22 protein-coding genes are annotated in these 23,762 nt (G+C 58.5%); 7 read left to right on the plus strand and 15 right to left on the minus strand.

Annotation, left to right across the window (positions count from 1 at the left end; translation table 11 throughout):
- Window positions 1-144: 144 nt before the first annotated feature.
- The 5 genes from CHU71_RS09545 to CHU71_RS09565 all read right to left on the minus strand — a co-directional run bounded on the left by CHU71_RS09545 (window position 145) and on the right by CHU71_RS09565 (window position 8,664).
- On the minus strand, window positions 145-3,354 hold the full coding sequence (locus CHU71_RS09545) for an ATP-dependent helicase (protein ID WP_187272064.1): 3,210 nt from the start codon (window positions 3,352-3,354) through the stop codon (window positions 145-147).
- On the minus strand, window positions 3,338-6,541 hold the full coding sequence (locus CHU71_RS09550; protein ID WP_255456431.1) for an ATP-dependent DNA helicase: 3,204 nt from the start codon (window positions 6,539-6,541) through the stop codon (window positions 3,338-3,340). The genes CHU71_RS09545 and CHU71_RS09550 overlap by 17 nt, the downstream gene beginning before the upstream one ends.
- Window positions 6,538-7,317, minus strand: coding sequence for a hypothetical protein (locus tag CHU71_RS09555; protein ID WP_005528190.1), 780 nt, complete (start codon window positions 7,315-7,317; stop codon window positions 6,538-6,540). Before CHU71_RS09555 ends, CHU71_RS09550 begins: the two co-directional genes overlap by 4 nt.
- Before the next feature lie 9 nt (window positions 7,318-7,326).
- The gene (locus tag CHU71_RS09560) at window positions 7,327-8,304 is read right to left on the minus strand and encodes a DUF3152 domain-containing protein (RefSeq protein WP_187272065.1); all 978 of its coding nucleotides are present in this window, start codon (window positions 8,302-8,304) and stop codon (window positions 7,327-7,329) included.
- 135 nt (window positions 8,305-8,439) lie between these two features.
- On the minus strand, window positions 8,440-8,664 hold the full coding sequence (locus CHU71_RS09565) for a DUF3107 domain-containing protein (protein ID WP_049062983.1): 225 nt from the start codon (window positions 8,662-8,664) through the stop codon (window positions 8,440-8,442).
- An 86-nt stretch (window positions 8,665-8,750) separates the two neighbouring features.
- On the opposite strand from CHU71_RS09565, the gene CHU71_RS09570 reads away from it, so the two are divergent.
- Both CHU71_RS09570 and CHU71_RS09575 read left to right on the plus strand, forming a co-directional pair.
- Window positions 8,751-10,079, plus strand: coding sequence for a DEAD/DEAH box helicase (locus CHU71_RS09570; protein WP_147760917.1), 1,329 nt, complete (start codon window positions 8,751-8,753; stop codon window positions 10,077-10,079).
- Window positions 10,076-11,314 carry a hypothetical protein gene (locus tag CHU71_RS09575; RefSeq protein ID WP_147760918.1) on the plus strand — a complete coding sequence of 413 codons (1,239 nt, stop codon included), beginning with the start codon at window positions 10,076-10,078 and terminating at the stop codon, window positions 11,312-11,314. Before CHU71_RS09570 ends, CHU71_RS09575 begins: the two co-directional genes overlap by 4 nt.
- Window positions 11,315-11,328: 14 nt before the next feature.
- On the opposite strand, the gene CHU71_RS09580 is transcribed toward CHU71_RS09575, so the two are convergent.
- Window positions 11,329-11,805: a hypothetical protein gene (locus CHU71_RS09580; protein ID WP_005528183.1), complete on the minus strand. Its 477-nt coding sequence runs from the start codon at window positions 11,803-11,805 to the stop codon at window positions 11,329-11,331.
- Window positions 11,806-12,377: 572 nt separating this feature from the next.
- Here CHU71_RS09580 and CHU71_RS09585 point away from each other — a divergent pair.
- Window positions 12,378-12,638 carry a WhiB family transcriptional regulator gene (locus CHU71_RS09585; protein ID WP_005528182.1) on the plus strand — a complete coding sequence of 87 codons (261 nt, stop codon included), beginning with the start codon at window positions 12,378-12,380 and terminating at the stop codon, window positions 12,636-12,638.
- Window positions 12,639-12,748: 110 nt separating this feature from the next.
- The gene (locus CHU71_RS13200) at window positions 12,749-12,823 is read left to right on the plus strand and encodes a 50S ribosomal protein bL37 (protein ID WP_096030696.1); all 75 of its coding nucleotides are present in this window, start codon (window positions 12,749-12,751) and stop codon (window positions 12,821-12,823) included.
- A 98-nt stretch (window positions 12,824-12,921) separates the two neighbouring features.
- On the opposite strand, the gene rsrA is transcribed toward CHU71_RS13200, so the two are convergent.
- A complete protein-coding gene (rsrA, locus tag CHU71_RS09590) occupies window positions 12,922-13,194 on the minus strand; it encodes a mycothiol system anti-sigma-R factor (protein ID WP_147760919.1) in 273 nt (90 codons plus the stop codon).
- A complete protein-coding gene (locus tag CHU71_RS09595; RefSeq protein ID WP_147760920.1) occupies window positions 13,194-13,805 on the minus strand; it encodes a sigma-70 family RNA polymerase sigma factor in 612 nt (203 codons plus the stop codon). Before CHU71_RS09595 ends, rsrA begins: the two co-directional genes overlap by 1 nt.
- 31 nt (window positions 13,806-13,836) lie before the next feature.
- Here CHU71_RS09595 and ybaK point away from each other — a divergent pair, with 31 nt between their 5' ends.
- Window positions 13,837-14,358, plus strand: coding sequence for a Cys-tRNA(Pro) deacylase (ybaK, locus tag CHU71_RS09600; protein ID WP_187272066.1), 522 nt, complete (start codon window positions 13,837-13,839; stop codon window positions 14,356-14,358).
- Here the strand turns inward: ybaK and CHU71_RS09605 are convergent.
- A complete protein-coding gene (locus tag CHU71_RS09605) occupies window positions 14,355-15,038 on the minus strand; it encodes an SOS response-associated peptidase (protein ID WP_147760922.1) in 684 nt (227 codons plus the stop codon). The two genes, ybaK and CHU71_RS09605, sit on opposite strands and share 4 nt — an antisense overlap.
- Between CHU71_RS09605 and aroA the strand changes: the two genes are divergently transcribed.
- On the plus strand, window positions 15,037-16,326 hold the full coding sequence (gene aroA / locus CHU71_RS09610; protein ID WP_147760923.1) for a 3-phosphoshikimate 1-carboxyvinyltransferase: 1,290 nt from the start codon (window positions 15,037-15,039) through the stop codon (window positions 16,324-16,326). The genes CHU71_RS09605 and aroA overlap by 2 nt on opposite strands.
- Window positions 16,319-17,338, plus strand: coding sequence for a ribosome small subunit-dependent GTPase A (gene rsgA, locus CHU71_RS09615; RefSeq protein ID WP_005528176.1), 1,020 nt, complete (start codon window positions 16,319-16,321; stop codon window positions 17,336-17,338). The genes aroA and rsgA overlap by 8 nt, the downstream gene beginning before the upstream one ends.
- A 91-nt stretch (window positions 17,339-17,429) precedes the next feature.
- Here rsgA and CHU71_RS09620 read toward each other — a convergent pair whose 3' ends face one another.
- From CHU71_RS09620 to CHU71_RS09645, 6 genes are all read right to left on the minus strand, one after another.
- Window positions 17,430-17,906: a hypothetical protein gene (locus CHU71_RS09620; protein ID WP_187272079.1), complete on the minus strand. Its 477-nt coding sequence runs from the start codon at window positions 17,904-17,906 to the stop codon at window positions 17,430-17,432.
- A 39-nt stretch (window positions 17,907-17,945) separates the two neighbouring features.
- Complete coding sequence (locus CHU71_RS09625; protein WP_005528174.1) at window positions 17,946-18,356, minus strand: HAD-IA family hydrolase; 411 nt, start codon at window positions 18,354-18,356, stop codon at window positions 17,946-17,948.
- Between the two features lie 586 nt (window positions 18,357-18,942).
- On the minus strand, window positions 18,943-19,293 hold the full coding sequence (locus CHU71_RS09630; protein WP_141740914.1) for a hypothetical protein: 351 nt from the start codon (window positions 19,291-19,293) through the stop codon (window positions 18,943-18,945).
- A 153-nt stretch (window positions 19,294-19,446) separates the two neighbouring features.
- Window positions 19,447-22,011, minus strand: a complete 2,565-nt coding sequence (gene secA / locus CHU71_RS09635; RefSeq protein WP_046645110.1) for a preprotein translocase subunit SecA — start codon at window positions 22,009-22,011, stop codon at window positions 19,447-19,449.
- A 223-nt stretch (window positions 22,012-22,234) separates the two neighbouring features.
- Window positions 22,235-22,882 carry a ribosome hibernation-promoting factor, HPF/YfiA family gene (gene hpf, locus CHU71_RS09640; RefSeq protein WP_005528170.1) on the minus strand — a complete coding sequence of 216 codons (648 nt, stop codon included), beginning with the start codon at window positions 22,880-22,882 and terminating at the stop codon, window positions 22,235-22,237.
- Between the two features lie 202 nt (window positions 22,883-23,084).
- On the minus strand, window positions 23,085-23,681 hold the full coding sequence (locus tag CHU71_RS09645; RefSeq protein ID WP_236593767.1) for a ComF family protein: 597 nt from the start codon (window positions 23,679-23,681) through the stop codon (window positions 23,085-23,087).
- Window positions 23,682-23,762 lie beyond the last annotated feature (81 nt).

The following is a 23,762-nucleotide window of genomic DNA, read 5'->3' on the forward strand; positions in this document are numbered from 1 at the left end:
TTCGGCACTGAAGTTCTGTCTTCCTTTTATTACTTACCTCGTTGAGCGATCCGGGGTTCTCCGAGTCTAAACGATTTTGCACAGCGGACAGAATGCATAGACCGCGATGACCCGATGACTCGTTTTCCGGACCGGCTCAATACCTTAGCCCGCCTGACCTGAAACTGACGATTCAAGGAGTTCTACTAGCTCCTTTCCAGTGGGCAAATTACGCGGTTCGAAGAGATAACCATCGCGGACATAGAAGAAAGCAGCGCGTACATTCTCCGCCTTATGCACTCGCCGCCAAGCCTCTGCATAGACGGCGAGCTGGATCTCGGCGGCACGCATCGCTGCACCGGCAGGCGGACGGCCAGTCTTCCAGTCCACGATGAGCCAGGTTCCGTCGGCTTCACGGAATACGGCATCCATTCGGCCGCGGACGACCGACTCACCGATGGTGATTTCAAAGGGTGCTTCGACATATTCTGGTGTGCACTGCGCCCACGGCGAGTTCAAGAATGCATCCTTTAGTGATTCCAGGTCTTGCTCTGGCTGCTCATCAGAACCAGGCAGCTCGTATTCAGACAGCAAGGCTGGTGAACCGAACCTCTCCTCCAGCCACGCGTGGAAGGCGGTACCGCGCTTCGCGTAGGCGTTCGGCTTGAAGGGCACTGGTCGGCGTTGGCGGCGCGCGAACTGAATGGGATCGGAGCTCAAAGACACCATGTCGGAGGCGGTCAGCTCAGTCGGCAGCTCCACATCAACCACAGGGGCCTTAAGCGCGGCGTATTCCTCGATGAGGGCTCCGGCTTCTTGCTCCCACAACTCGAAGGTCTCCCCCGCCCGCAATGCCGGCAGCTCTTCCATTGCGTCCAGCACGAGATCAGCACCGCGCAGCGCATCCGGGTTAGCGTGCAGCGACGGGAACGTGCCCTCACGAAGGGTGATGAGCGCCTCGGCCTCCTCAGGAGTCGCTGGAACGTCCCAGTGACTGACCAGGTCCGAGTGTTTCTCGCGCAACAGCTCCAGGTATTCATAAGGTCCTTTTTGTGCCTTGCCACCTTTGCGGTTGGTGCCTGAACCAGTAACGGTCAGGGTGGACTCGGTACGCGTCATCGCAACATAGAACAGGCGAGCAGCCTCTTCCCGCTGGTTCTGGCGGACCGATGCTTTATAGGCATCGCAGGCCTTTTCAAATGCCGAGCGCTTGACAGCATCGGGCTCGAGCTCAATGACGTCCTCATCAGTGGGCGCCTTTTCCACGAGCGTGAGGAAGGTCTCCGCCTGGGCCTTGTAACTACTGGAGTCAGCGTGTAGCACGCACACGTGCTTCCACTCCAAGCCCTTGGACTTGTGCACGGTCATGATTTGCACGCGACCTTCAACAGCTGGAACCTCGCCCGGGGTCAGGCCGTCTTCGTGCTCACGCGCCATGGAGAGGTAGTCCAGAAGTGCTCCCAAGGAGTCCCCATGGAATCCGGCAACAATGTCGGCGAATGTATCAAGGTGCGTCGTCCCGCCCAGCTGTCCGTTTGCCAGCACCTCGGTGCGAATGTTGAACATCGCCTCGATGTCCGCAAAGAGATCGCTCAGTGACTTGCTCAGCGAGTAGGTACGCAGATGACGCAGTTTCGCTGAAAGCTCTTCCATGCGAGCAAGGCCAGCCGCGCTGTAGCGCTCCCGCTCGCCCAAATCTGCGAGGGCGTCGGCAAGGCCCAAGACCTGGCTCGTGTCCTCCTTGGTGAGTTCGGCCAGCTGCGCGGCAAGGTGCTCGACAGGATCGCCGCCTTCCCAGCGAAGACGGCCTGCGGATTCAACACTTGCCCCCGCCAGATTGCGTTGGCGAGCCAGCAGCTCCTTGAGGTCCTTCACACCCAACCCACACATCGGGCCGGTGAGAACGCGTAAGGCAGCATTGGTGTCCTGCGGGCGCAGGAGAATGGTCGCTACAGCAATGAGGTCTTGGATCTCAGGCTGCCAAAGCAGTCCGCCCAAACCAACGATTTCATTGGGCACGCCGATTGCGTCCAAGGCCTGCGAAATGAGCGGCGACTGTTTGTTGGTGCGCACCAGAACCGCCGCGCTAAAGCGGCTCGGATCCTCGCACGCATCCAGCTGCGCCTTGAGGTGATTCGCTACGAACTCGCGTTCCTCGTTTTCGCTGGCGAAGTAGGCCAACTTCACCTCGCCTTCTGGGGCGTTATCGCGCGGCGACAATTCATCAACTGGGCGCGGCCCGCCGGTTTCCGCAAACAGGTGCCCGGCAACGTCGTTAGCCAGCGTCAGCGTTTGCTGTGGGTTACGCCACGAAATGGTGAGCTGGTCCTTCGGCGCCGGCGAACCGTCTGCTTGAGGGAAGTCCTCAACGAAGGCAGCAAGGTTTTCTGCCGTGGCACCGCGCCAGCCATAAATGGACTGCATAGGGTCGCCCACTGCGGTCACCGAAACACCGGCGCGGACCCCGCCGAACAAGGAGCGCAGCAACACGCGCTGGGCATGGGAAGTGTCCTGGTACTCGTCCAGCATGACGACGTTGAATCGCTGGCTCTGCTGCTCGCCCACCTGCGGATGGCTCTCCGCCAAGGCCGCGGCAATAGCCATTTGCTCACCGAAGGTAATCACGCCGCGAGCGGCCTGCTCTTCCTTGAGGGCCTCCACCAGTGGCAGATACTCCACGCGCAACTGCTGCTTATTGAGGAAATTTTGGACTTCTTTGGTAAACTCCGGACCATTCCTCCTAGTCTTTTCTAGGTCATAAGCGGTGGCTGTGAAAATCCGTGCATGTTCGCGGATCTCGTCTGGGTCCAACAAGCCGTTGTCCATGGCCTGCGCCAGTTTGAGCAAGGTATCCGTCACGTGGCCCAACGATTGCGAGGCCGACAGCTTGCCGCCGTAATTGACCACCACGTCGTGTGCGATGGCGTAGCGCTCAGCATCGGTAATGATGCGCGCTGTCGGCTCCACAGGCATGAGCAAACCGTATTCACGCACCAAGTCACCCGCGTAGGAGTCATAGGTGGCAACCTTTGGCGCGATATTTTCCAAAGCCTCGGCCGCGGCCGTACCAGGCTGCACGATTCCCGAGTCACGCAACTTGATGAGCTGCTTGCGAATACGTTGCTCGAGTTGCTGCGCGGCCTTGCGGGTAAACGTCAGACCCAAGACCTTTTCCGGCGCCACCATGCCGTTGGCCACCAAATAGACCACGCGCGAAGCCATCGTCTCGGTCTTGCCCGCACCGGCACCCGCCACCACGAGCTTTGGTCCGAGCTCGCCCTCGATTACCTTGGCTTGCTCCGGCGTCGGCGGAAACGCCTTGCCCAGGGCCGTGGCAAGCTCTGCCGGGCTGAGAAGATTAGACTGCGAATTCATCAGAGACCTGCTTTCCCTCGGCTTGTACTGGGCAAATAGAGCGAATAGCGCAGCGATCACAAGAATCATTCTCGCGCGCGGTCAAGCGCTCACTATGTAATTCAGCAACGAGCGCCGGCAGCTTTTCGGCGAAGGCCGCAAGCTCTTCCGGCGGCACCGCTGCTTGGTCGCGCGTTGTGATCTTGACGCTGTCATGGGCGGGATAGACCAATACACCGCCACCACACGGCAGGCCTTCACCAGTACGGATGACCGGCGAAGAGCCGGGGTTCTCCCCTGGTTCCGTGTCGGCTGTGTCCACAACACCGACAAGTTCACCGCGTTCCAAAGCCAACTGATACGTCATCAGCTGTGGGTTTTCCTTGGCCTGCTTTGCGGTCACAGCGCTGTTGCCCGTCTTGAGGTCAACCACCATGTAGTCATCCCCGGCCTTGACTAGGCGATCCATGTAACCAGCAACGGTAATGCCAGGCAGGACTTCCACGGAGACGGGAACCTCAACACCAATGAGCTCGAAGGAGGACTCGGAGTTCATAGCCCACTGGTGGGTGCGGTCGATAAGCCGCTCGAAGGCGGCCATATCGCTGCGCGTCTTCCATCCAGGCCCATCCACGATGGAAGCAAAAGCCTCCATAACCATCTTCTTGCCCTGTTCAGGTTCGATTCCCCTGCCCAACGCTTCTAGGTAGGCATGAGCCATGGTGCCGCGAATGAGGTGCATCGGCGTGGACTCCTCTTCCGCGAGGTTGCCCAAGATGGCGCTGAGCGGACAATTCAGCAAGGCCTCGACACGAGACGGCGAAACGCGCCCCGCCGCCACGGCCTCTTCCATGTCTGCAAGGACATCCGTGGCCACCGAACGCGCAGCCCACCAGCTCTCTGGATGGGCACCGGGTACTCCTGCCTTAGCCAAGCGCGCCAACTGGCGGGCTGCCTGACTGCGCTCTGCCTCACCGCTGGAAGCGCTCACCACAACCCGACGCAACTGCGCCACAAAGGACGGCACCGAAAGCACAGCCACATCGAGTGGGTCGATCTCGCGTTCCGCACGCACCGACACCGGCGCAGGTTCGGGGACTGCAAGGCCGAGCTCCCGCGGCAACTGTGCCGCACGCAGGCGCTTGGTTGCCTCCCGGCGCGTCTGCGCACCAGGAACGTCGACAGAGCCGCTCAGCGCAAACTCCCCCACAAAGCGAGATGGTTCCTCAGGCACAGCGGCCTCGGGGGCGTCGACAGCTGCGATGAGCAGGCGCCTGCGGTGACGGGTGGTAGCGACGTGGAACAAGCGGCGCTCCTCCCTCAAGCGGCTGGCCACATGACTCACCGGTGTGCCCGGCGCGATGCCTTTATCCAGCAAGTCGATGAGATCCTCCTGCCCAAAGACGGAACCGGTCTCGCCCAACGAAGGCCAGGTGCCTTCCTGCGCACCTGCAATAACCACGGTGTCCCACTCGCGCCCCACTGCACCGTGCGCGGTAATTACCTCTACCGCCTGCGGAATTGCGGTTCGGCGATCACGCACGCCCGTAGGTAGCTCCTGTTCCTCGATATGCCGCAGGAAAGCCTCCAGGGACGCACCAGGACGACGCTCCGAATAGTCACCGGCCGCGTCGAAGAGCGACATCATCGCGTCCAAGTCGCGGTCTGCCTGCGAGCCCGTGGCACCACCACGCAAGGCCGCGGCCTGCAAACGCGCGTCGAGGCCAGTGGCGTTCCACACTTCCCACAGGGTTTCCTCGATAGAGGCCTGCGCGCGCAGTGCTGCACGGCCTGCATCCAGGATCGAGCGGATACGCTCCAGGATGGTCTGTTCGCGTTCGGTAAGCAGACCGCTAAAGTCCGGCAGTTCGCCTTCCAACAGCGCCCGCAAGGAATCGATGCCGCGGGACTGCGGCGCCCACCTACGCAGTCCACGAATGAGGCGCCGCAACGTCACCGGGTCCGCACCACCGACAGGTCCCGTGACAAGCTCCTCCAACTCGGTGTTGCTCAACTCATGGTCCAATGCGCGCAGCGCCAGCAAAATAGACTTGACTAGGCGCTGCTCCGCCAAAATAACGTCCGTGGGGTTGATGTGCACCGGCACGCCGGCCGCCAGGAGGGTCCTGCGCACCTGGCCAATGTCACCAGTAGAACGCACAATCACCGCGATTTCCCGCCACGGCACCTCATCTTCCAAATGGCGGCGCCGGACAGCATCCGCAACAACGTCGCGCAGGGTCGAGCGCGAATCCACGATGCTGATGCATGCAGGCGCTGGACGACGCCGAGGTTCCTCCAACACCAGCTCATGTTCCGCTGGGAAGGAGGTCAAGAACTCCGAGTTGGCGCCTCGGAAAGCAAAGACGGCTTGGTCAGGGTCACCCGCCACCACAGTCAGCTCTGTGCTGCAAGAGAGCCCCTCGATGAGCTTGCCCGAGGTCGGGTCCAGCAGCTGCGCATCATCCACGATGATGGTGTGCCACGGATGCTTCTCCACCAACTCCGAGTGCAACAAGACCTCGTTGACGAGCTCTGCTGCAGAGTAAGAATGCAGACCAGCCAGCTGCTGCGTGCGTTCGTACTCGAGTAGGAACTCGCCTGCCGCGGTCCACATAGGCTGCTGGTACTTTTGCCCCAACTCCATGAGCTCATGCGGGCCCTTGCCACGCTCGATGGCACGCAGCAGCAAGTCACGCAACTGCCGGGCAAACCCCACGAAGGTCATGGCTGGGCGGACCTCCGCGGGCCAGCTACCACGATTTTCTTCTGCTTGGCCTTCCAGCAGTTCACGGATGACCGCATCCTGCTCAGCGCCGGTGATGAGACGAATCTCTTCTTCTGAGATTGTCCGCAGCAGTGCGAAGGCCAAGGAGTGCACCGAGCGCACCATCGATGCCTGCGCCGCGTAATCTTCCAAGTGCTGCGCCAGCTCGCGCCGCAGGATCGAACCAGATTCCTTCGACGTGGAGACCACCAAGATCCCCGAGGGGTCAGCGCCGGAACGCAGCTTGTTCAAGACAACGTCGACAAGCAGGCTCGAGACACCGGAACCCGCCGTACCCGTCACGCGCCATCTGCCTGTTTCAGGCAGCGGAAAATCCCAGGAACGCGAGCTGCGCTGGGAAGTACGCGGGACTAGACGGACTTGAGGGGAAGGCGGCAAGACGACGCCTGCGCGGGCGGTAGAACGGGGATCGTAACTCACCCGTTCAGTATTTCAGATGACCTGGACACGAGCAGAGCTTCAACCCTTTCAATGTTCGAACGCGTGGTCGTCTTCGACTGCGGGTGCAGGTTATTGACGTAACGGCGATAAGCCGAGGCACGCAGCAGAAGCTGGGACATTCCTGGAACGTGCCCAAAGCGGTTGCAGATGCCGTCATCCACAACGTCCGCGATGAGGCCATCGACGATGACGAGCGCGGCGCTCCAGCCAACTGGACGGGGCGCCGCGGATGGCACGACGTCGACAAGCGCAGGCGGATTTGTATCCGCAAAGATGGTGGTTCCGAGAACATCGACGTGCGCAATACCTACCGGAATTCCTGCGAGGTCAACATCAGAATAGGCCTCCCCCGTCTCATCCCACGCGGCACGCTCAGCACGTGCGAATACGTCGTCGCGCTGCCCCACGTTGGGCAGAGGCACGGTTGACATCGCTTCGTCCAAACGCAACGCCATTTGCGCAGTCTCATCAACGCGTCCGCGCAGCTGGCCAGGAACGTACTGATTGGCCTTCCACCCAGCAGCGGTATAGCGCGCGTCAGTCGTAAGCACCGGACGCACGACTCGTGCACCCGCTAAGGACATCTTCTCCCGGACCTTGGCGGACCACCCCGACCATTCATTGGCACGGGCATAGACGACGTCGCCTACCTTGATACCGTGGTCCCATTCCGGACCCAAGACCTCGCCGCGGATCTGGCGGAAATTCGCCTCCGCGTGGAAGGCGGACAACACGTGTTCTGGGGGAAGCAACATTGGGTTCTCCTATTCCGGATTGTGCGGATCCTTGATGCGTGGATTCGGATAAGGCCACGGGTTGGGCTCGCAGGTCACATCCTCATCAGGGTAGATCTCTTTGGAGTCCTTTCTGTACAACTCGGCGTTATTCAAGCTCAGCGTCTGCTGCATCATGACGGGAGCGAGCTTGCCTTCGCCGCCGCAGGCCTGGTGGGAAGCGTAACCGATTGCATGGCCAAATTCGTGGTTAATGAGGTACTGGCGGTAATTGCCAAGGTCGCCTTCAAAAGGAACGGCGCCGCGTACCCAGCGGGACTCGTTGAGGTTCACCGTGGACTCTCCAGTGATGCCGGTATGACACGACGTTTCGGTGTTGAGCTGCGCGCCACACAGCTTCGCAGTCGTGGCCAAAGAAGTCAGCCGAATCCGCGTGTCAGGCTTATCGTCGGCCGCAACGTGAATGAATTCGAAATCCCCGGTTGAGGTCCAACCGCGTGGATCACCGAGGGTGGCATCGACCATAGCCGCAAAGGCGGAGTCGCCGCCATAGGCAATAGTGTTAACGCCGTTTTCGATCTCCACGGAGTAGCGAACTACGGTTTTGCCGCGTTTGCCTGCGTGTGCGCCGGCTGGACCCGCATCACGGTAGGTGTCATCGCCAGCTTCGGTGAAGTCACCGCCTGCGGGAAGTTGGTCCTTGGCTGCCTTTATGTCACCGGCATCTGCTGGGTCGGGGCCCAGCTTCTCGGAAGGCTCGGGCTGCGGCGACTGACTGGTCTGCGCGACCTGAGTGCCGTCCGTGCCTGTGGTCGCGTCAATCACGTCTGCGATAACCCAGATAGTCAGCACTATCATCACGGGGATCGCAACAACGCGCCACCAGCCGTATTCGTGAGCAAACCTTACTAACCAATTGCTTTGTTCGGGTTTGCGATGCGGATGACGTGGGGCGCGTTGCGAGTTATCCACAGGTAATTCCATAAGGAAATAGATTACCTTCTGCATCCCACTCGAGCGGAATTACTCTGCTGTGGGATGCGCCTTCTCTAATTCATGCTCTAACTCACGCGGCTAGAAGCCAGAAGTCTTAGTGAAGTCGATGCGGCACTATGAACGCGAACGCATCATGAGTATCGATGTTTAGGCACCTGCAAAACCGACGGCGTGTGCCTTGGCGACGCCGATCTCTGCGTAAACCACACGGTCAGTGCGGACGATGAACTTGCGTCCCTTGGAATCTTCCAGCTCCAGGGTGGAGTTGTCAGCAAGTGCACCATTAATCTTTGCGGCCAGTTCTTCCTGAGTACCATCCGCGCGGATGACGAGCTCACGAGCGGTGTCTGCGAATCCGATCTTAATATCCATGTTTCTTGTATTCTCCTTGCGAGAGGTAGTTGTGCTCGAATTGGTTCTAATGGCCCCACTATAGCCCCACCCGCTACTATCGAGGTGTGTCATTTCAACAGTCTAAGACCACGCAACCACCTACTTTCGCCGCCCTTGGAGTGGCAGCAGAGATCGTAGATGCCCTGGCCAGCCGCGGTATTGTGCGCACGTTTGCGATTCAAGAGCTCACTCTTCCGATCGCGCTGGGCGGACAAGACCTCATTGGCCAAGCACGCACCGGCATGGGTAAGACCCTGGGATTCGGCGTCCCTGTGCTCGATCGCGTTTTTGATGACGCTGATATTGAAGAACTCGACGGCACCCCGCGCGCCCTCATTGTGGTCCCTACTCGTGAGCTAGCCGTCCAGGTCGGCGAAGACCTCACCCTGGCCTCTCAGAACCTCCCGCTGCGCCTGGCTACCATTTATGGCGGCCGGCCGTATGAGGAGCAAATCAAGCTCTTGGAAAAGGGCGTCGACGTCATCGTCGGCACTCCCGGCCGTCTTTTGGACTTGGCACAGCAGGGCCATCTCCAGCTCGACCACGTGGCCATCTTGGTTTTGGATGAAGCCGACGAGATGCTCGATCTAGGCTTCTTGCCGGACATCGAGAAAATCCTCGAACTGCTGCATGGCAACAAACACCAAACCATGCTCTTCTCCGCCACGATGCCCGGCCCTATCCTGACGCTCGCACGCACTTTCATGAACCGGCCTATTCACATCCGGGCGGAATCTGGTGACGAGAACCAAACGCACGAGTCCACCCGCAAAGTCACGTTCCAGGCACACCGCATGGACAAGCTCGCCATCATCTCCCGCGCGCTACAAGCTAAAGGCCGCGGCAAGACCATCATCTTCGCCCGCACCAAGCGCTCCGCTGCCGAGGTAGCGGATGAGCTCGCACGCCGTGGTTTCCGGGTCGGCGCAGTGCACGGTGACCTGGGTCAGGCCGCCCGCGAAAAGTCCCTCAATGCTTTCCGCGAGGGCAAGGTGGAAATCCTAGTCGCGACCGACGTGGCAGCGCGCGGTATCGACGTCGACGACGTCACTCACGTCATCAACTACCAGGTTCCAGATGATCCTATGACCTTCGTGCACCGAATCGGACGCACTGGCCGCGCAGGGCACACCGGCACCGCTGTTACGCTCGTAGGCTATGACGAGCTCGGCAAGTGGCAAGTAATCAATGACGAGCTTGGCCTCGGCGAACCTGAGCCACCTCAGTGGTTTAGCACCTCCCCGGAACTCTCCGCAGCTTTAGGCTTCCCGGAGGGAGTTAAAGAATCAGTTGGCCCTGCGACAAAGGTTATCGGGACAGCTAAGTTGCGGGATACCCCAAAGACCCACGCCACAACAACCCGAACTCGCCGTTCAAGGAGCCACCGCCGATGAGCAAGACCCCCATCCTTCGCGCCACCGCGACTGACTGGAAGATAACCGGCGCTATCGCCGCCGTTTGCGCTATCGCTGTGGGAGGTGCATATTTCACCGCCGATATTCGCGACTCCGAACTCGCTCCCGCGGCTACCGCTGCGCCTGACCAGGTAGAAGTCCTTGCGCAAGCTCCTAAAAATTTCAAAATTGCCTTCGAGCTTCCCAACCAGACGGTTCCCGGACAGCATCGTGCACTCGCCTCCCAGGGGCTTCTGATCACCCACGAAGGCGATACGATCATTGCTTCTGATGTAAACGGCAAGGAGAAATGGCACTACACCCGCAAAAACACAGAGCTGTGTTCATTGGGTAGCGCGTGGGACAAGGTTGTAGCAACGTACCGTAACAATGCTGGATGCGGTGACACCGTAGCTATCAATGCCGCAACGGGCCAATACTCCGATACCCGCAGCGCGATTAACTCTGAAGAGGTCATTCCGATCTCCTCCAACGACCGTGTGGGCACGGTGTCTACAGATCGCATTGATCTGTGGCGCTCAGACATGGTGCGCACCATCGAATACGGTGACGTGCAGGCAAAGCAGGAGCCCGACATGCAGGAGCATGAGGACTGCAGCATCAATTCGGCCCTCACTCGAACCGAAAACCTCGCCTTAACTGAAACCTGCCCCGATGACGCCTCAGTTACGTGGCTGCGCCTGGTAGGCGCCACCCCAGAGGATTCGCGCAAACCTGAGGTCACCGCCAACATTGGAATGGCCAACGAGGGATCCCGATTGGTCGCAGTAGGCCAGGAGTCCGCCGCGGTTTATCAGCCAGGCGAAAAGCCGCGTATTGAGTCTTATGACAAGTCCGGCAATACAATCGCCTCTACTGAAGTCGCCGCATCACCAGATGTGACTAACGCTTCCACGCCTTATGCTCCAGCGACAGCTGACCTGCCACACCACATGTCTTGGTTCGATGGAGAGCGTTTGTACCTGTTTACTCCTTCGGAATTGAAGGTTGACCATGTTCTAGAGGATGCCATCGGCACCGGTGTTGCTCTCGGCGAGCGCTTGCTCATGCCTACTGAAAAGGGCATCGCTGTAGTTGATTGGTCCACAGGTAAGACCGAGCGGACCATCAAGATTGATCGTGGCGGCTACACCGGCCCTGTCTTTTTGACGATCGCAGGAACCACCATCGTTGAACAACGGGGCGAAACCGCTGTTGGGCTCACCGCACTCTAGTAGCGTCTGCTAAATCAGAAGTTGGCTTCTGCCCACTGGGACGAAGCCGGGACGAACATCAGGAAGTACAAGGCAGCAATAGCGCTCAACAGCGTTATTGTGCCAAGCACTGACGAGCCGCCACTAAACATCTGAAATGCGCTGGCCGCCAGGATAAATTCAACGAGGACTACGGCTCCCCTTCCCCATCGCTTTCCCTTGACAAAGGCGAGAGAACCGATGATAACGAAGCCGAAAACGATGAAGATAAAGATAGCTGTGCCGAGCCCAACGAACTTCAGCGCGCCCGCCTCAGAAACCATCGAAGCATTCTCGGCGCCGCTGAGTTCGCGCACGATAAGAAAAATGCCAAAAGCCATTACAGCTACAGACTGCACAATTGCGATTCCGGCGGCCACAAGGACGGAAAGCGGAGCGCCTACCGGATTGTTCTTTGCTGCCGTTTGGGCTTGCGCGCGTGCAGATGACTTCTTCTTATTCTCTTCACTCACGGGCCACAGTTTACCTAAGCCGAACGATTCCTAAGGCTTTGGCTCGTTCTAATTTGAATACCGAAACCCAACACCAGACCTTCGCCCACCGACGCTCAGGAAACACTTAATTAAGGCTAAAACTCATCCCCGCTTCGCCTCGGGGGCAAACCCACCTACCCGGATTTGACGCGATCCAAGTCACCACACTCACCAAAAACATGCTAAAGATCCTGCTTATCGAAGTTCTGACAGATTTCTTACAGGAAAACTATCGCCCCTTTTTGCGTCTCACTCGCCCTAAGCATAGTGAGCTTTGCCACAATTTACCCCCGAACCCTAGCGGGATCGAGGTAAACATGTCATGATTTTCAAGTAGCAAAACAACGAGCCGTTTAAGCGGTCCGTAACTTGGAGAAAACTTCGAGTAAACACCAAGTAAATCATGGCGGCGTCGACGCTGGCTCTACCTCGAGACAGAGCCCCACTGAACGCAGACCGATTTACTTTCTTCCCCGACATTTGCTGTGCCCCATTCCCATGGGCTGCAGGGATATGTCATGCTGTCTAAATTTTGTTAGGAGATTTCAATCATGGATTGGCGCCACGAAGCCGTTTGCCGCGACGAAGACCCAGAGCTGTTTTTCCCAGTCGGCAACTCCGGCCCTGCACTTACCCAAATCGCAAAGGCCAAGCTGGTCTGCAATCGCTGCCCAGTTGCCACTTCCTGCCTGAAGTGGGCACTTGAGTCCGGCCAGGACGCTGGTGTCTGGGGCGGTATGTCCGAAGAGGAGCGCCGCGCTCTCAAGCGTCGTCGCAACCGCGGTCGCGGCCGCGCACGAGTCACCGTCTAAGACTCAAGAAAATTCAATAAACCTAGCCCGATTTCCCCACCGGTGTATCCAAACACTAAAGTCAGTGGGTAAGTAAATTATCCGCTCACCTATTAGCAAGGAGGCCGCCCATGTCTAAGCGTGGTCGTAAGCGCAAGGATCGCCGTAAGAAGAGTGCAAACCACGGCAAGCGTCCTAGCGCATAAATAAGCAGCACATAAAGGCTCGCTCCCCTCGTGGGAGCGAGCCTTTTGCTTTACGCCCCGGTCTTCCGCGGCTTGGACTGCGCCCGGAGTTGAGGCTTCTAGCCCCAGGTCACCTCAGCGTGAGTAATTTCCACGGTGATGCGTCGGCGCAGCGATTGCGGCGCTTTAGTACCAGAGCAACATTTCCGCACCAGGGCGCGCACCACTTCTTCGCTTTCTAGACGGGACTGGCACTCGTCACACCTAGCAATGTGCTCGCGAATCTCGAGGGCTCGCGCATAGCTCGTGCGCTCATCCAAGAGCTCGCAGAATAGTGCCTGGACCTCGGGAGAATTACACGCACCGCAGTTGTTTCCTGTCGCGTTGCTCATTACTTCTCCTCCATGTCTGGGTGATTGAGACCGATGCCTACTTCTCTTGCTACGTCCTTCAACGCAACTCGTAGCAATTTTCTTCCACGGTGGAGTCGACTCATCACCGTTCCGAGGGGCGTATCCATGATTTCGGCGATCTCTTTGTACGCCAATCCCACAACATCGGCGTAGTAAACCACCATGCGATAGTCCTCAGGCAAGTCATTCATTGCCTCAGAAATCGTAGAGTCCGGCATGAGTTTGAGCGCCTCAACTTCTGCTGACTCAAGGCCCGTGGAATCATGTCCTGAGGTCGTGTAAAGCTGAAAATCGCTGAGCTCATCTGCAGAAAACTCCGCCGGACGGCGCTTAGCCTTGCGATAGGAGTTGATGTAGGTATTGGTCATGATGCGGTAAAGCCATGCCTTTAAATTGGTGCCCTGTTTAAAGGAACCAAAATTGTTATAGGCCTTAAGGTAGGTCTCTTGGATGAGATCCTCGGCATCCTGCGGATTACGGGTCAGCCGCATGGCGCCACCGTAGAGCTGGTCGAGCAAAGGTAGCGCCTGCTCCTCAAAGAGGCGCTGGCGCTCCTTGGCACTTATCGTTTCTGTAGCCACGCCTACCATCCTAACTGCTTGGTTTAAGCCACCTACTAAAATGCCGTTTATGTCCAAGTCGAAGAAAACACCGCACTCTGCTACCCCAGCTCTCAAGCTTCTGGAAGAAGCTGGGATCCCGCACGAGGTGTCGACTTTTGAAGGCGGCTCCGATCACTTCGGTGATCACGCGGCAGAAGCACTAGGAATTGATCCCGAACGCATCTTCAAGACCTTGGTCATCGATCTCACCGCCGGCAAGGGACCAAAGCGGAAACTCGCAGTCTGTGTCCTGCCCGTCTCCCATCAGCTGAGTCTCAAGAAGGCCGCAGCGGCGTTTGGGGCTTCAAAGGCCACCATGGCCGATCCCAAGGACGCTTCCAAGTCTTCCGGCTACATCCCCGGCGGCATCTCCCCGTTGGGCCAAAAGAACGTGCTCCCCACTGCAATGGATGAGACGGCCGTCCTCTTCGACACCATCTTCTTCTCCGGCGGGCGCCGTGGCCTCGATATTGAAATGAACGCCGAGGCTCTCCCCCAAGTCCTCGACGTCACCTTTGCCGACCTCGTGGCCGACTCCTAGAACAACGACGTCGGCGGCTGCTCAGCGATGAGTTCCGCGCAATCGTTGCGCACGTTACCCACCGCAGGGTCTGCGTGACGCACTTTAAATCCAGTCACGTTGGATGGCTCTAGCAGCGGCTCACCGACCAGCCACGCGCCGATCTCCTCCGCAGTCAGGAACTTAGGCAGGCGCCCATGCAGCCACGCCATCTCTTCGGTGGCTTCCGTGGTGATCATCGTGGCCGAAAGCCGCTCCATGCCAGTCGCCCACAGCCCAGCGGCAAACAACATGCCTTCCGGCCCAGTCACGTAGTACGGAGTCTTCTTCCCCTTCGCCTTTACCCCTCCGCTGGGGCTTGGCTTCTCAGCCTTCCACTCGTAATAACCGTCGAGAGGAATGATGCAGCGATTGCGCTTGAAAGCCTCGCGGAAGGAAGGCTTGGTAGCCACGGTCTCAGCGCGCGCGTTAAACAGGGGTGAGCCATCCAAGTCCTTCTTCCAATGCGGAAGCAGGCCCCAGCGTGCAGGCTCCACACGCGCGGCGCGCTCTTGGACGCGCACGATGGCTACCGGCTGGGTGGGCGCTATGTTATAGCGCGCAGGGGGCAGCCCTTCGGGAGCGTGAACTTCCTCGATTCCCTCCCACTTGCCTACTTCATCGAGCAGAGACTCGGTAAACAAAACAAATCTTCCGCACATGCCCTTTATTATGGACTACATGTCTTTGTATTGGTCCGCCCCACTCGCATCCGCTCCCCTGGACTGGAAACAGCCCGTGCCGGGTTCTAAGTCAATTACCAACCGCGCCTACATTCTGGCGGCGTTGGCAGACGGGCCATCCATCCTGCGCTATCCTCTGCAATCACGCGATACCCGCCTCATGGAGGCGGCATTGACCAACATGGGCGTCGCCTTTGAACACGTAGGCAACGATGTTCACGTCACCCCTGGGCCACTGCATGGTGCAAGCATCGATTGCGGCCTAGCCGGCACAGTCATGCGTTTCCTGCCGCCTGTAGCGGCACTTGCGAACGGACCCGTTCATGTCGACGGTGACCCACAGGCCCGCCAGCGCCCCATGTCCACCATTTTGGATGCGCTGCGCGATCTCGGCGTCGAGGTAGAGGGCGATAGCTTGCCATTTACCATCACGTCCTTGGCCGTCCCTGAAGGCGGCGTAGTTACTGTCGACGCCTCCGGCTCCTCCCAGTTCGTCTCCGGACTCCTACTTTCCGGTGCGCGCTTTGAAAAGGGCATCACCGTAAAGCACGAGGGCGGTCCCCTTCCGTCCCTGCCGCACATCGAGATGACGTGCGCGATGCTGCGCGAGGCCGGCGTCCAAGTCGAAGAAGGCCAGAACACCTGGACGGTCCACCCAGGGCCAATCACGGGGCGAGACTGGCGCATCGAGCCTGACCTATCTAACGCCACCCCATTTATGGCCGCGGCAGCAGTCGCTGGTGGCCGCATCACCATCCCCCAATGGCCAGAGGAAACCACGCAACCGGGCGATGCCATCCGCGACATCCTCACCGCCATGGGCGCGCACATCGAGCAAACCGCGGACGCAGTGACGGTGATTGGCGCATCTGATGGCCAGATCCATGGCGTTGAGCTCAACATGAGCAACGTCGGCGAACTCACGCCTACTGTCGCCGCCCTATGCGCTCTGGCGGACACTCCTTCCCGGCTTACTGGTATTGCACACCTGCGCGGGCATGAGACCGATAGGCTTGCTGCACTCGCTGCGGAAATCAACGGCTTAGGCGGCAACGTCACTGAGCTTAACGACGGCCTGCTTATCGAACCCGCACCCCTCCACGGCGGAAAGTGGCATTCCTACGCCGACCACCGCATGGCTACCGCTGGCGCCATCATCGGTCTGCGCGTGCCAGACGTGGAGGTCGAGGACATCGAGACCACGTCCAAGACCTTGCCAGGCTTTAGCGGCATGTGGGAGCAGATGCTGGAGGGCAACCGTGGCTAGGAACGCTCGCTCCTATGACGAGTCCGATGTCCGAATCCGTCCTGGCAAAGGCTCCCGCCCGCGTACGAAGGACCGCCCCAAGCACAAGGACGCCAGGTTCGGCATGGTGGTAACCAAGGATCGCGGACGGTGGGGCGTAGCGCTTGACGACGGCCCGCTAGTCACCGCTATGCGCGCCCGCGAGCTAGGCCGCACCGCTGTCGAGGTGGGTGACCGTGTAGGCGTCGTCGGCGATACCACCGGCCGCAAGGACACGCTGGCCCGCATCGTAAAGCTAGAAGATCGCACGTCGGTGCTGCGCCGCACCGCGGATGACACCGACCCTTATGAGCGCATCGTCGTAGCCAATGCGGACCGCATGCTCATCGTTACCGCAGTTGCCGATCCCCCACCGCGGTCGGGCTTTGTCGAACGAGCACTCATCGCCGCCTTCGTCGGCAACGTGCACCCGGTCCTGTGCCTGACCAAAACGGATCTCACCGATCCTTCCCCGTTTGCGGCTGAATTCGCGGACCTAGACGTCACGGTGGTGGAAGCCGGCGTCAATGACTGCCTGGATGCCGTCCACAACGTCATCGATGGACACGTCACCGCGCTGATCGGCCATTCCGGCGTGGGCAAGTCAACCCTTGTTAACCGTCTTGTGCCAGACGCCCAGCGCGAGACCGGTGAGGTCTCAGCTGTGGGCAAGGGCCGTCACACCTCAACGCAGTCTGTTGCCCTGCCGTTACCCAAGGAGACGTGTCCGCACGGCGGATGGATCATCGATACACCGGGCATTCGTTCCTTCGGCTTAGCGCACGTCGACGCCGACACCATCCTCGGTGTCTTCGACGACCTAGCAGCCGCAATTGAAGATTGCCCCCGTGGCTGCACACACGTTGGCCCACCAGCCGACCCCGAGTGCGGCTTGGACCTCAACATCAACGAGGATTCAGCGTCGGCTCGTCGACGTGACGCGGTCCGCAAGCTCCTAGCGGCCCTGCGCACCAACGTGGAGTGGGAGAACTAGCCAACTTTTAAGCCAACTTTTAAGCCAGAGCCTTTTGCCCGGCTTTTCCGCTGGGATCCTTCGACCGAGCTGAAAAATATGTAGTCCTCTGTTAGAGCAGCTCTACAAGGAATGGAAGCTCTGAGGGATCATAGAAAGCCATGAAGTTGTCCAGCGCGTCCCCTACTGCTAGCTCCGCGTCTTCGAAGCCCAAGTCAGCGCTGTCGATGACCTCGATCGCCTTTGCGGTGGCCTCTTCCGATTCCTCGACGTCCACATGGATCGCCTGCACATGGGATTCAGTAATGACTGCCGGGTCGAGCTTCACAACTGGGTCTCCCATGTCTGGATGCGGGGTGACCACGGAATCATCAACATCGACAGAAATAACTACACGGCGATGCGGGAAGCTTTCCTCATCACCGATGGCCAATAGACGCAACGAGGCCATAGAGGCTTCCAGAAAAGCGGAGTATGCAATCTCTTCTTCGTCGCCCTCCGTGTAGAACTCACGCAAAGCCGGAGTAACGGTGAATCCCCAACCAGATCGCGCAGCGAGCTGACCGGTCTCTTTCAGCTCACTTAGCATCGCAAAAGTTGCGGGCAAGTAGACGCGAACTTTGGACACTTAGAACTCACCTTCAATATCGAACACGGCTTGTACCTCAACGCTGGTGCGCTCAAAAACGGTGTAGAGCATGCCCACCATCCCAAAATCGACGGCTGCGCGAACATTCAAAATGGAATCATCCACCATGACGCAGTCATTGATCGGCAGCTCAATGGCATCCGCCGCCGCTTGGAAGGCTGCGAGCTCTGGCTTTTCAGCGCCGACCTCACCAGAAAGAACCACGGCATCGACGATTCCGCGGTACTCCCACTCGCGGATATGCTCTGCACCTGGGCCGCCTGGATCATTAGACAAAATTGCGGTTGCTACGCCGTTGGCCTTCGCTGCCGCAAATAGAGAACGCCACCTTTTGACGTCTTCCTCGGTGCCATCAAGCACACCAACGAAATCTACGATTAGACCGCGCATCTAGAAAGTCCTTTTGCTGTTGAGTAGGAGTTAGTTTTTAACGCCCAAAAGTATATCTAAAACACAAAAATATCGCGCCCACCCCTCACAGAAAACTCACAGCTAGGCGCTCGGCCGCTTCTCATGGCACAATGATGGTGCGTTCGCCTCCTGTCCCCCTTGCAGGAAGGCTTTTTGAATGTACGCCCCAATTCCCGGCTTCAGCTACCTGAAGCTCTACACTGCGCCTGACCGGATACGCTACGCACATCAGCCAAGCGCGGAGGCTCTCTCCAAACGTGAAGAGATTCTGGAACTTGTAGCCATCGCCCTAGAAGCTACAGGCGGCCTTCGCCCTTTGCACCAGCTCGAGGGTACGAAGTACAACCGTGACATCAAAGTTCACCTACGTGCTTGGGCGCTCAACCATCGCCCACAGGATCAAGTTGTACCCGTGCGTATGCGCAGCCTGCATGCACGAGCCAATGGTGAATTCTTTGGGTCCGTCGACTTTGGAGAAAACCGCCATGGTTTCACTGGCTCATACCAGCACAACCGGCTAACGGCTTTCAGAATGCTTACTCTCGGACACAATTTCCGAGGGTAATTACAAGGACCCCAGCTGAATTAGGATGTCGGTCCAATCCAATGAGGTCCAAACGCCGATGCCCGCCGTCAGTATCGAAGCGATACCACTAAAAAGCACGCCAATTCGACCAACCGAAGGAATTTTTGACCCTTCTTCTGGCTGTCCCTCTTCGATGCGTTTCAGACAATCTTCAACAGTGAGCTTTTCATGCTCCTCAGAGGGGAAGAGCTCATCGCTACCAGCCGCCGCCAGGTACTGGTGGCACGTGCGTGGCTCTTGTTCCGCAACCGCGTAGGCATGCGCCGTACCGCCTAACAAAGTAGCCGACAAAAATGCCGACAAACCTAGGCGTAATGAACGACGTCGCACGACAGTCTCCTCAGGGGTAAAAGGCGATCGAAAATGAATTTCTAAATATCTTTGTCCCAGATTATAGGAATCTGTCTAGAACTTAAAAGTGCCTGACCACAAATGTGGCCAGGCACTCAGTTAAATAAGTCGCACGTGCGTCTTATCTTCGCACTATGCCTCAGTAGTGTCCGAGGTCGGAGCAGCTGCCTGTGCTTCCTCCTGCGCCTTAAACTGCTTGCGGAGCATAAACAGCTGGCGCACAGTCTCTTCCTTGACGCCTTCGTTCATGGCGTTAAACATATCGCCGCCCTCCTTCTGGTACTCCACCAGTGGGTCACGCTGCGCCATCGCACGCAGGCCGATGCCCTCCTTGAGGTAGTCCATCTCGTAAAGGTGCTCGCGCCACTTCTGATCGATGATCGGAAGGATGACCATGCGCTCAGTGCTGCGCATCTGGGACTCGCCGCCAATCGCGGTGACAGCTTCCTCAAGCTTGTCGTACTCAGAGTTAGCGTCAGCAACCAGGGCCTCGCGCAGCTGCTCAGCGGTGAGCTCGCCGGCGGAACCGTACTCGGTTCCCTCAACGAGGGACTCGTGGCTCATGGTCGGGCCGTACAGAGACTCGAGTGCGTTCCACAGCTCGTCCAGGTTCCAGTCCTCGACGTAGCCGGTGGCCGTAGCGCCCGCGACGTATGCCGAGACGGTGTCATCGATCATGTCGCGGATATTGTCCTTGATGTCACCCGCATCGAGGATGTCGTGGCGGGTAGCGTAAACAACCTTGCGCTGCTCATTGAGGACTTCGTCGTACTTCAGGACGTTCTTACGCATTTCGAAGTTCTGGTTCTCCACCTGTGCCTGCGCGCCCTTAATGGAGTTAGAGACCATCTTGGCCTCGATTGGGACGTCGTCAGGCACGTTCAGGCGATTCATCATGTTCTCCATGGACTGACCCACGAAGCGAACCATCAACTCATCACGCATGGACAGGTAGAAGCGGGTCTCACCTGGGTCACCCTGGCGGCCGGTACGGCCACGCAGCTGGTTATCGATACGGCGGGACTCGTGACGCTCGGTGCCCAGGACGTAGAGGCCGCCAGCCTCGCGGACTTCGTCACCGAGGCGCTTGGAACGCTCCTTCTCCTCTTCAATCTCTGCATCCCATGCCTCCTGGTAACGCTCTTCATCCTCGAATGGGTCGAGGCCGCGCTCACGCAGCTTCTCATCGAGGATGACCTCTGGGTTACCACCCAGCACGATATCGGTACCACGGCCTGCCATGTTGGTCGCAACCGTTACCGTTCCTGGACGGCCGGCACGAGCAACAATTTGGCCCTCTTCCTCGTGGTGCTTAGCGTTCAGCACGGAGTGCTTCACACCGCGCTTGGTCAGCAGCTGGGAGAGGTACTCGGAACGCTCAACGGAGGTGGTACCAACCAGAACTGGCTGGCCCGCCGCAACGTGCTCAGCGATGTCATCGACAACCGCAGCGAACTTAGCTTCCTGAGTCTTGTAGATGCGGTCGGAGTGATCCGCACGCTGGTTCGGCTTGTTGGTCGGAATCGGCACCACGTCGAGGCCGTAGATGGAGTGCAGCTCGGCTGCCTCGGTCTCTGCGGTACCGGTCATGCCGGAAATCTTTTCATACAAACGGAAGTAGTTCTGCAGAGTAACGGTAGCCAGAGTCTGGTTCTCGTTCTTGATCTCCACGTTTTCCTTGGCCTCAATGGCCTGGTGCATACCCTCGTTGTAGCGACGGCCTGCCAGAACGCGGCCGGTGAAGGAGTCAACGATCATGACTTCACCGTTACGGACGATGTAGTCCTTGTCGCGGGTGAAGAGCTCTTCCGCCTTCAGAGCGTTGTTCAGGTAGGACACCAGCTGGGAATGCTCTGGTGCGTACAGGTTATCAATGCCGAGCTGATCCTCGACATACTCAACGCCCTCCTCGAGCACGCCGATGGTCCGCTTCTTGTGGTCAACCTCGTAGTGGATCCCTTCACGCATCTTGGGCGCCAGCTGCGCGAAGACGCTGTAGAACTGGGAGGAGCCGTCGACCGGACCGGAAATAATGAGCGGGGTACGTGCCTCGTCGATAAGGATGGAGTCCACCTCGTCGACGATGCAGTAGTTGTGGCCGCGCTGGACGACGTCGTCAAGCGAGCGCACCATGTTGTCACGCAGGTAGTCGAAGCCCAGCTCGTTGTTGGTGCCGTAAGTGATGTCGCAGGCATAAGCTTCCTTACGCTCTGCAGGGCGCATCTCGGAGAGGATAACGCCAACGCTAAGACCCAACCAACGGTGCACACGGCCCATCATCTCGGCGTCACGCTTAGCCAGGTAATCGTTGACCGTAACGATGTGAACGCCCTTACCTTCAAGTGCGTTGAGGTAAGCAGGCAGCAACGAGGTCAGCGTCTTACCCTCACCGGTACGCATCTCGGCAACGTTGCCGAAGTGGAGGGCAGCACCACCCATGATCTGTACCTTGTAGTGCTTCTGGTCCAGAACGCGCCAAGCCGCTTCACGCACGGTGGCGAAAGCTTCGAGAAGGATGTCATTCATCTCTTCACCGTTACCCAGGCGGTCTTTAAATTCCTGGGTCTTTGCCTTTAGTTCTGCATCAGTCAGCGCGGCGTACTCGGATTCGAGAGCAATAACATCATCAGCCATCTTTGCAAGGCGCTTGACGGTACGTCCTTCGCCTGCACGGAGCAGCTTGGAAAGTCCAAACACTTCTAGATAGTCCTTCTTGTCGCGACAAAATAGTTAACTTCAGGTCATTGTACCCACTCGCTCCACAAAGCCTTATTCTGACCCTAATTCTGAGCGGCCCAGCTAAAACTGGCGATACCGTTGCGCAAAACGAATTCACCCCCTGCCACTTCATCGCTTGTGCAATGAGCGGCAGGGGACGAGGGAAGCTCTAGGAGCTTAAGCCCGAGTTGGGACGTGCCGTTTAAGCTTCGCCAGCATCCTCAGAAAGGGAGATGATGCCGTAGTCGAATGCATGACGGCGATAAACCACAGACGGCTTGTTGTTCTCTTCGTTGATGAAGAGGTAGAAGTCGTGGCCGACCAGCTCCATTTCACTGAGGGCCTCATCGACGCTCATCGGAGTAGCTGGGTGCTCCTTGGAACGAACAATCTGGCCTGGGCGTACGTCCTCGACGGTCTCTGCATAAGGATCGATGTAGCGCTCTTCCTTGGCGCGCTCGTTCTCAGCTGCAGCAACCATCTCAGCAGCAAGCTCACCGGTGCCCTTCTGCGCACGGTGTCCGGACTTGACGTTCTCGCGGCGAACCTTGACCTTACGCAAAGAACGCTCCATCTTTGCCAGAGCGGTCTCCAGAGCAGCGTAGAAGGAATCTTCCTTAGCCTCGGCACGAGCGATGTGGCCCTTACCGGTAGCGGTGATCTGGATGCGGTCAGACTCTGCCTCACGACGTGGGTTAGGCTCGTGCTGGAGCTCCACGTGGAAGAAGGTCAGAGTCGGGTCAAGGCGTTCAATCTTGGCCAGCTTTTCAGTTACGCGCTCCTGGAAGTGATCTGGGACCTCGACGTTACGGCCGGTGATTGTGACCTGAGCGTTGGTGGGCTGGGACATTGAGTTGCCTCCCTTATCTCGTGGGGACTGAATGACTGCACATTCCGCAGTTTGAAGGACTCTAGACATTTCCTCGCTTGGACTTGAATCTCCAGCAATTGCCTGGGCCACTTCACTGCTTCCCTGTGACACCCTTCATGCTACCAGTGGTCATAACCAAGGGATCCTTTAGGTCGCAAATTTACCCCTGAACCTCACATAACTACGCCTCTGCCAGTACGATTGCACCGTCTACTACTCCCCCTGCACCGCGCAGCCGCGCGGCGCTAGCGCTAAGCGTCGCACCGGTGGTCACCACATCATCGACAAGCACTATGCGCGTCCCCGCCACCTGGCTCGCTGCCCGCGTCAGATGCACCGCAGTACGCATGTTCTCCCACCGCTGACCTGCATTAAGATCAGACTGGTCCGCTGCCAACTCCCTCACTTTTAAAGCAGTACACGTGCGCATGTGGGGCAAGCTCGCCGCTACTTTTTCACAGATTTGCTCCACGGGATCCCCACCACGCGCGCGGGCGGAGTTCAGCCTCGTCGGGGCCGGCACCAAGACAATTTCTTCTGGTATCTCCCCTCGCGCCCGCAAATACTCAATACCAGCTGTGTACACAGCCGCCACATGGGAACGCACCGCACGATTTCCCCGCTCCTTCATCGAGACAATGAGATTGCGGCGCACATCTGAATACGGACCCAATGCCCAGACAGGCAAGCCCAGGGGAACCGGACGAGAGATCTGGCGCGGCGGCAGTCGCAAATGCTTCTGACACCGCTCACAAATGAGCGCAGGCGCAACAATCACACCGCCACACCCCGCGCACTCACGCGGGACAACCACGTCAAGTAATTCCAAAGCCCGCGCTGCTAGCCTTCGCTTGCGCAT

The sequence above is a fragment of the Corynebacterium sp. LK14 genome, assembly GCF_008042215.1.
Lineage (GTDB): Bacteria > Actinomycetota > Actinomycetes > Mycobacteriales > Mycobacteriaceae > Corynebacterium > Corynebacterium striatum.